At 70.1% G+C, this 8,944-nt stretch carries 5 protein-coding genes; 2 read left to right on the forward strand and 3 right to left on the reverse strand.

Annotation, left to right across the window (positions count from 1 at the left end; all coding sequences use genetic code 11):
* Positions 1-1,172: hypothetical protein (locus tag KY469_21555; GenBank protein MBW3665689.1), on the reverse strand; the 1,172-nt coding region annotated here is incomplete at its 3' end.
* Positions 1,173-1,937: 765 nt separating this feature from the next.
* Between KY469_21555 and KY469_21560 the strand changes: the two genes are divergently transcribed.
* A complete protein-coding gene (locus KY469_21560; GenBank protein ID MBW3665690.1) occupies positions 1,938-2,327 on the forward strand; it encodes a class I SAM-dependent methyltransferase in 390 nt (129 codons plus the stop codon).
* A 59-nt stretch (positions 2,328-2,386) separates the two neighbouring features.
* Here KY469_21560 and KY469_21565 read toward each other — a convergent pair whose 3' ends face one another.
* Positions 2,387-5,731, reverse strand: coding sequence for an AAA family ATPase (locus tag KY469_21565; protein MBW3665691.1), 3,345 nt, complete (start codon positions 5,729-5,731; stop codon positions 2,387-2,389).
* 366 nt (positions 5,732-6,097) lie between these two features.
* On the opposite strand from KY469_21565, the gene KY469_21570 reads away from it, so the two are divergent.
* On the forward strand, positions 6,098-7,342 hold the full coding sequence (locus KY469_21570) for a GAF domain-containing protein (GenBank protein MBW3665692.1): 1,245 nt from the start codon (positions 6,098-6,100) through the stop codon (positions 7,340-7,342).
* 720 nt (positions 7,343-8,062) lie between these two features.
* Here the strand turns inward: KY469_21570 and KY469_21575 are convergent.
* On the reverse strand, positions 8,063-8,944 hold an 882-nt coding region (locus KY469_21575; protein MBW3665693.1), incomplete at its 5' end, for an NAD-glutamate dehydrogenase.

The raw sequence follows: 8,944 nt of genomic DNA on the forward strand, positions 1-8,944 counted from the left end.
GTCCACGGGTCGCACCCGGTACGGCAGGGGTTGTCGGGTGGGACCAGGACGCCGCTGTCGTGGAGGGTCGCTTCGGTCGCCACGGCGTTGCCCGGGGCGCGCAGCGGATCCTGGTAGGCCCACGGCTGCAGCCCCAGTTCGAGGGTCAGGCCGTCGGGGCATCCCAGCACCAGCGCCGGGAACAGCGGGACGCCGGGCAGCCCGTGCTCCGGGTCGTCGGGATCGCACATCGGGTTGAGGTAGTGCACGAGGCCGGGGACGTTGTCGTGGACGGCCCTGGGCTCGAACGTCACGGTGTGGTGCTCGGCGACGGGCTCGACCCTGCCGGGCACGGGCTCACCCACGGCGGGCACGCCGATCTCCACCTCGTCGCCGGGCGCGATCGTGAGACTGCTGGGGAAGTACTGGAGCACCACGACCCGCTGGTCGGCGCTTACCTCGCCGGCCTGCACGAACCAGCGACGATGCGCGGGCGAGGTATCGCTCGCCGGCACCTGTTCTGGGCCGCGCATCTCCGGCGGGTCTGCGAGGATGTCGTGCGCGGTGGCGGTGTCGGCCTCGATGTCGGCTTGGCGGTCGGCCTCGACCTCGGCTGGCGTGGCGATCGGCTCCTCGTCGGGCACGATCTCGATCGTGCCCTGCATCCCGGTGTGGATGGTGCAGTAGTAGGTGTAGGCGCCCTCGGGGAGATCGACCGCCAACTTGAGGTCGTTGACGCCGGAGTTGACGAACTCGTCGGTGTCGTCGAGCACGCACGGCGGTGCCTCGGCCGAGGTGCCACACGTCGGATCAGACGGGAAGTCGTGCTGGAGCGCGACGAGCGGTTCGACCTCGTCACGACGGAGGAGGCCCTCACGCGGCTGGCCCTCCGGGCCGAACGTCACGGTGTGGAAGCCGTCGCTGCGGAAGAACACCACGTCGCCGCGGTGGATCTGCAGCTCGGTCGGGTAGTAAGCGAGGTACTCGAACCGCGGCGTGTCACTATCCCCGAGCAACCAAGTGGGCGGCGACGACCACCCGGGCTCCACAGCGCCGGCCACGACGAGGTGGTCCGCCCCGTAGGAGGCGGCGGGGCCGCTCGCGGCGTCGGCTGACGATGCGGCCGCGTGCGGCGCTGCCAGCAGCAGGGTCATGAGCACGACCGCAGCCGTGTGTAGCGTCGAAATCCCCATCGTTCCCCCTCCAGTTCGAGCTTGCGTGCAGGACCCGCGCCCCTTCCCCCATCACCCCGGCCCCCGGCCCCGGCACCAGAAGGGCGCTAGTTCACGGGCGCGCTCGCCAGGTCGCGCCTGGCAGTCTTCGTGCGCCGGCCTAGCGGACATGGTTGGGGACACGCCGGCATCCAGCCGAGCGCAGCCGAGCCACGGGCGCTCAGTCCGCTCCTGTAGAGATGGCGGTTCCCGCCGGCCGTCGCGTGGGCCGGGAACCCGGTGCGTACGATGAAGGTCTCCCATGACCAACAGCGTGCACGGAAGCCTTCGGGTGGCCTTCGGGCCGTCTTCGTAGCCGATCGGTGCGGCTCTGCTGGAGGGACAGTTTCGCTGGCCGCAACGCCTACAACCACGGTCTTCGCCGTGTTCCGGCCTCCCGCCCGTGACACGAACCCGGGTACGCACGGCGATGTCATCGCCGCGGGCGGGGATCGCGACGGGTCTCGCGCACAGGGGTCGAGCATCCACCCCATCGGAGCCTGCTTGTGGTTTAAGGGCGAGGAGACAAGGGCGGCTAGTTCTCCGGCACGCTCGCCAGGTTGTGCCTGGCAGTTCTCGTGCGCCGGCCTAGCGGACATGGCTAGGGGACGAGCCGGCCACGGGCGATCTTGCGGCGAGGGTTCCGGCGGCCGAGAAACCAAGTGCCAGGCTGCAACTAGCAACGAGGGCGCCCTCCTAGCGCCTAGACGTTGCAGGCGCCGGTCTCGCACCTGCAGGGAGGTGAGCGTGGGATCGGTCGATCGCCTGCTGCGACGCCCCTCGCCGGATGCGTTCGGCGAGTTCGTCGCCGCGTTCCCCACATTGGTCGACGTGCTGGACGCGCGCCCGGGGGCACGGGTCCTGGTCGTCGCCTGCGGCCAGGGCGCGTCCGCGCTCGACCTCGCGCGCATGTTCCCGCAGGCACGCGTCGACGGGCTGGACCCCGACGACGGCGCGATCGCCGCGGCACGACGTGAGGCCGCGCGGGTCGGGGTCGATGACCGGGTCCGCTTCGAGGTTGCCGACCGGCCGCTCCTGCTCTCGACCAGCGACTACGACGTCGTCATCTGCTGCCCGGATGGGACCGTCCGCTCCGCGGTGATCGGCCTGGTCCACGAACCCCAGCCGCTCGAGTAGCGCAGCGACAGCCGCCCTCCTACCAGTCGCTCGACCAGCGCGGCGGTAGCCGTCCCCGCTCAGCCCTGCACGGTCCAGCGCACCTGTGTGTCGGGCGCGTACGAGCAGAAGGTCCCTGTGCGCACGCTGCGGTCCAGGTGCTGGCCGAGGTCCCGGTCGACGTCGGCGATCCTGCGGATGGCCTCGCGTAGGCGCCACGCCACGGCCTTGCGCGCCCGCTCGGCGGGGTCAGCCGCCCGGCGCGGCCGACCGCGCATCCCGTAGGCGGCGGTGAGCTGCGCGGCCAGGGCGTCCCGCTCGGCGCGCGCCCGCGCCAGGCGCTCGCTGTCCGCGGCGTCCTCGGCGTCGGTGATCTCCTCCTCGAGTTCGGCGAGCCGGGCCCGGTAGGCATCCCTTGCCCGATCATCGAGGATCGGCTCGCCGCCGGAGTCGTCCGCCGTGGACAGGCCCGCCTCGGCGGCTTCCGCGGCGCGCACGGTTCGGGGCGCGCCGCGGCGCATGAGATCCAGGACGTGGATCTCGCGACCCGGCGCCGCCAGCAGCCGAGAAAGATCGCGCATCCCCTTGGAATGCTTCAGCCGAAGCTCCCTACCCCCGTACTCGATGAGCCACATGTCCCCGTCGCGACAGAAGCGATCGGTGTCGTGCTGGCCTGCCTCCACCCGTCCGGCAAGGGCCTTCACGCGCTCAGCCAGGCTGCTCAACGAGGGGTCGTCCAGGACCCCCAGCGCTCGCTCGAGCAGCCGTGCAGCGTGTGCCCGGTCCTCGGGCGTGCCTCGCTGCAAGAGCATCGCGCTGTAGTCGTGCAGGGCGAGCGCGAGCATCGGGCGGTTGCCGGTTCGGGTGTTGCGCGCCACGGCCGCCTCGAAGTGCCGCTGGGCGTCGTCCCAACGACCCATCGCCGTCGCGAGCTGGGCGAGCGGGTAGGACACGGACCCGAGGCTGATCGCCGCCGGTCCCGCGACGACGTCGAGATGGGCGTAAGGCAGCGCGACCCGGTAGAGGGCCTCGGCGTGGCCCCCGTCCCCCAGAGCGGCGCACACGCGCGCATGCGCCCAGATCGTGATCAGCCGGACCCCGTCCTCGGCGAGATCGGTGAAGTCCTGTCCCGCGAGCTGGGAGTGGATGACCTCGGCCTCGTCGAGGTGGCCCATCTCGGCGTAGACGAACGCGAGCGCCGACCGCCACGCGGGCACCGAGCCGAACTGGTCGAGGTAGCCTCGGATCGCCGGCTCCAGCTCGTCGACGCGGCCCTGCAACCAGCGCAGGACCACCATCTGGCCTCCGAAGACCTGCACGGCGATCTCGCTGTCTGCGTCCTGGATCGTGGCCAGGGCGTCCAGGATCTGCTGCTCCGCCTGTTCCAGCCTGCCGCTGAGCATGGTGCCGGTGACCTGCAGCACCGCGGTCTGCCAGCGGTACAGAGGCATCCGCAGCTCGGCGGCCAGGCGCTCGCATGCCTCGATCTCGAGGGCAGCGGCGTCCATGTCGCCCCGTTCGATCAGCGCAGTCGCGCGGAAGTGGTGACCGAGGTAGGCGGCCTCGGGGTTGCCGGTCTGGCTCGCCAGCGCCAGGAGCTCGTCGGTGCCGGCCAGTCGCTGTTCCAGCGTGTCCGGGCTCAGCGTCGCCCAGTACTGGCTGTACAGCGCGAGGAGCTCCACCGTCGGATCGCCCACGTCGCGTGCGAGCCGGACCGCTTCGTCGCTCAAGCGCCGACGGCGGTCGACCTCGTCCGTCCAGTACAGCTCCATGGCCAGCCGGCTGAGCAGGCGAGCACGGAGCCGCGGGTCCGCATCGCCCAGCATCCCCACCGCCTCTTCCAGCAGCTGGGTCAGCGCCTCGTCCGTCCGCGTGCTCGCGCCCCAGCCGCCCAAGTCCGAGCCCACCCCCAGTGCGGCGCGACCTAACAAGGTGGCGTCGCGCAGTCGCCGCGCCAGACCAACCGCCTCGTGGAACGTCGCGGTAGCGCTCTCGGCTGCGCCCATGCGCCGCTGGGCGTCGCCGAGCGCGAGCAACAACTCGCAACGCCGGCGGCCGTCTGCGGATCCCACGGCGACCAGCGCGCGTTCGTAGTGGCCGACCGCGTCCTCGTAGGCGAACATGTCGGCTGCCTGCCGGCCAGCGAGCTCGGCATACAAGATGGCTTTGCTGGTGTCGCCACCCGCGGTCGTACGGAAGTAGTGATGCGCGATCTCGGCGAGGCGGGAGGTCGCCTCCGGCGAGTCCTGTAGAGCCTGGGCTACGCGCCGATGCGTATCAACCCGCCTGCCGGCGCCCTGCAGGTCGTAGAGGGCATCGCGGATCAGGCCATGCGAGAAGGCGTACACCCCCGGCGCGTCTGGCGACTCGGTGACGATGCGCCCCGCTGCCGCCTCGTCGATGCGCTCGAGCAGGTCCAGAGGTTCGAGTCCGAGCACGCGGCCCAGGAGGTCCACACTGAACTCATGCCCGATGACCGCCGCCGCCCCCAGCGCCGCCACCGCTTCCGAAGACAGCCGCGCAAGACGTCGCTCCACGACCTCCCGTACGCCCTCCGGTATGCCCGCCGCCGGGATCAGGGACGGGTCCGGGTCCGCGAAGGCGCGATGCGCGACGAGCAAGCGGGTGAACTCTCTGACGTAGAACGGGTTCCCGTCCGTTCGCTTGTGGACTGCCGCGGCCAGTTCTGCGTGCAGCGACTCCCCTGCGGTGCTCTCCATGAGCGCCGCCACGTGGGTTCTACTCAGGCCGCGGAGCGATCGATGCAGGCCACTGACCTTCACCACGTCGGTCAGCGGCCCCGACCTCGGATCCCCCGGCAGCACCTCGCCTTCCCGGTACAGGCCGAGGAACAAGACTCTGGACCGCGCCAGCTCCCGCACCAGGAAGTGCAGCAGGCGCAGCGAGGGGACGTCCGCCCAGTGCAGATCGTCGATGACGATCACGATCGGCGCGCGCTCGGCCGCGTTGCGCCACAGGGTCGCGACGGAGTCGAACAAACGGAACCGTCCCTGCTGCGGCGCCAGACCGGGTGTTGGCGGCTCGGTTGAGCGCACCGCGACGTCGGGATAGATGGTTTCCATGTCCGGCACCAGCTTGGCGATGTCGGCCGCGCCTGCGCCCAGGTCGCCGGCCAGGACCTCTGGGGGATGGAGTCGGCAGTAGCCGCGGATGATCTGGATCCAGGGCCAGAACGGAGGCGCACCGTCGCCCTCCCAGCAGTTGCCCCACAAGACAGTGGCACCGTCGGCCACGACTTTGTCGGTGAACGCGCGAGCCAGACACGTCTTGCCGATGCCTGGGCCTCCGGACAGCAGGCCAAGGAGCCCGCGCCCGGAGCGGGCCTCGTCGAAGACCCTTTCGAGCTCCCCCAGTTCCCGTTGCCGGCCGATGCACGTCGCCTGCGGTGGGAGCTCGGAGGTCACTTCGGTCACTCCCTCCGGGCGCGTCGGCAGATCCACCTCGCCGCAGCCTTCCCTCCGCTCGCCGCGCTGTCCACCCCTCGGCTCCTCTCCGTCAGCCGTGTCGGGAAGGACGACTTGTGCCAGCGTCCGCGGCCTTTCACCCGGTTCATCGAACAGGCCGTTGATCGGCCGCTGGGACGGGCCAGGCGGCGTGTGCGGTCTCGCTCAGCGGGGATCGTTGCAGCCGGACCTCGACTTCCACCGCTTCGACGTCGTGCGCTCCATCCCCTGCCTGCGCGGCGACCCCGCCGGTTGAAGAGCCATGGGCGAGCCGTATGAAGGGCCAGCCACTAAGTTCCGCGATAGACCCCACGACAGGGGACGGCCGTGGACGGCACGGAGACCTCTCGGGAGGGACAACTCGCCCTTCGTCTTGGGAACCTCCGCCGGGTCAGCGCGATGCTGCTGGCCGCAGAGTCACCGTCGGCCGTGGCTCGGGTTTCCCTAGAAGTCCTAGCCGAACGCGTGGATGTCGTACGAGGCAGCGTCTCGGAGTTGGACCATGAACGAGACGAGACGGTCGTCCTCGCCGTGGTCGGTGAGGCCAGCGCCGACGTGCCCGCAGGGACACGCCTACGGATGGCCGATCCCGACGTGCTGCGTCGATACCGCAGGGGTTCCCGGATCGAGATGCCCGACTTGGCGGCCCTCGAGGAGCCGACGGGAGTCGACCGCAAGCTCCTCGAGATGGGCGTGCGGTCCTACGTCAACGTCCCACTCCTCGCCGACGGCGAGCTCGTAGGCTCGTTGAACCTTGGCTCCTCCCGACCGCACGGGTTCCACCACGACCACATCGAACTGGCAGAGGATCTGGCGGGGCTGGTCGCCATCGCGATCCGCGAGGCACGACTCCGCGAACAGCTCCTTCATCGCTCGCGTGAACTCGAAGCCTCGATCGCCGAGCTGGAGCGGATCGATGCATGGCGCCGGCGGCTCGTGAACATGCTGGCGCACGACGTCCGTTCCCCGCTGTCCACGGTCGTCACTACGATGCAGATCATCTCTGGCCGCATCAGTGAGCTCCGCCAGGATCAGCTTCGCCATCTCGTCGACAGCGCCGAGCGTTCCGCCCGCAGGACCATCGGTCTCGCGGAGGATCTCCTGGCCCTCGCCCGCAGCGAGGAGGGACGCCTCGTACTCCACCGGACCCGTCTCGATGTCGCCGCAGCGGTCCGCTCTGCGTTCTCGAACCTGCACAGCTCCCACACCCCCGTGATCGATGTGCCGGCCGGGCTCGAAGCGGACGTGGACCCCCGACGCTTCGGACAGATCGTGACGAACCTCATCGAGAACGCCTACCGCCATGGTGAGCCGCCCGTAACGGTCGCCGCGCGACCACGGTCCGGCGGCGGTATCCGGCTGACCGTTACCGATGTCGGAGGTGGGGTGCCCCAGCAACAGGTGCCATCGCTGTTCCGACCGTTCGCGGAGGGCAGTCGCGCTGACTCCGTCGGACTGGGCCTCTGGGTCGTCAGCGAGCTCGCCGCCGCACACGGCGGCGAGGTCAGGTACACGGATCCGGAAGGGCCAGGAGCCTGCTTCGTCGTGGACCTGCCGCCCCCCGAGGGGTGAACGACCGTCGCAGCGCGGCCCGGGGCAGCTGCCGTGGCGCCGGCCGCGACCCGCGACCCGGCGCGCCGGGGACAGGTGGACCGCCGACGCCGGCATCGATCGCACCCGGTCCGCAAACCTGAGCGTTCTGGCGCCGGCTGGCGGTCACACCACTCGGTGCCACAGCACCTCTCACCCCAGGTCGACTGGTTCGACGGTGCCCGCGCCGCATCCCGCACACTCGATCCCTTCGATCTCTGGCGCCATCGCGAGCATCTAGCAGCGCGCGAACCCCCGCTGTGTGCGCCCATCTTCGGGCGCGCGGCCGCTCGCAACTTCATCCCCCAGATCGCTCGCATATCCGAACGGATCAGGGGACGAAGTGGAGCGACGCTCGGCGGAAGGCTTCTGCACGTGCTTGGGTGGGGTTGGGCGGCTCGGCCATGGCCTTGCAACTGGGCGAACCCGAGCTTCGAGGGCGATCTCCCGGCCTTCTGCTCGTCGTCGTACACCGACGGGTCACCTGTCCGAGCACCCGGCCGAGGTCGCCACCAGGTCGAACCCGGCCTCCTCCGCGCGGATCTCCCACCGCAGCAGGTCGCGCGGGTCGTGGTCCTCGATGGGTGGCGTCGACAAGGAACCTAGACAGGGCATCGGCTGCGCTCGTGGCGATGACGGCGATCAAGGCGCCGACGGCTTCATGCGCTGCAAGAGCCAGCATGTTCGAGGGCCGTGTTGAGATCAGGCGGACTCCAGGTGGTGCTGCCGCTCGGTTTCCTGGCGTGTTCGGTGGGTCGTGGCTGTTCGAGCCGCGATCTCCGCAGCGATGTGAGCAGCGTCTCGTCCCACGCCGTGGATCTGCTCGGATGAGACCGAGTAGAGGAACTTCAGACCGACGAAGTAGAGACCCGGCATCGCCTCGACGACACCACGATGGTGGCTCGGTTCATGCTGCCCGGCCTCGAACACCGGGAGGTCGATCCACGAGAAGCCGGGGTGGAACCCGGTGCACCAAACCACGTTGGCGACGTCGATCCGGCGACCATCGTCGAGCAGTGGTTGTCCCTGCTCGACGCCGGTCACTCTGCCGACCCGTTCCACACCAGCGCCCTCGAGGTCCTTCGGTTTGACCCGGAGCAGTGGCTCGCCGCTGGATACCATCTTCGGACGTGCCTTTCGTCCCAGCGGTGTGCTGGTGGTCAGCACCCGATGGAAGGCGAACCGTCCGACGATCGGCATCAGGATGCGTGCGGGCACGCTCTCGGGGCGGAAGGGGATGACGCCGTTGTCGGATCCGGCAAGTAACACCGCGCGGGTTCGCGCCAGCTCCAAGGCGATCTCCGCGCCGGAGTTCCCTACGCCGACCACGAGGGCCTGGCCATCCTGGAGCTGATCGGGGTTGGCGTACTCGGCCGAGTACGAGATGCCGACCTGGCGGCGGTAGCGCCGGTACGCCCGGACGATCGCGACCTCGTGCGGCGTGAGGCCCGCCCGCAGGACGAGCTGGTTGAGGCCGTCGACGTCGACCCGGCCGTCCAATGCGGCCAGCACCGTCGCGGTGAGCGACTCGGTGGCATCCACGACGGCATCCGGCGGTGCGACGACGCGGAACTCGTGCAGGTG

This window comes from Actinomycetota bacterium (assembly GCA_019347575.1).
Taxonomy (GTDB): domain Bacteria; phylum Actinomycetota; class Nitriliruptoria; order Nitriliruptorales; family Nitriliruptoraceae; genus JAHWKY01.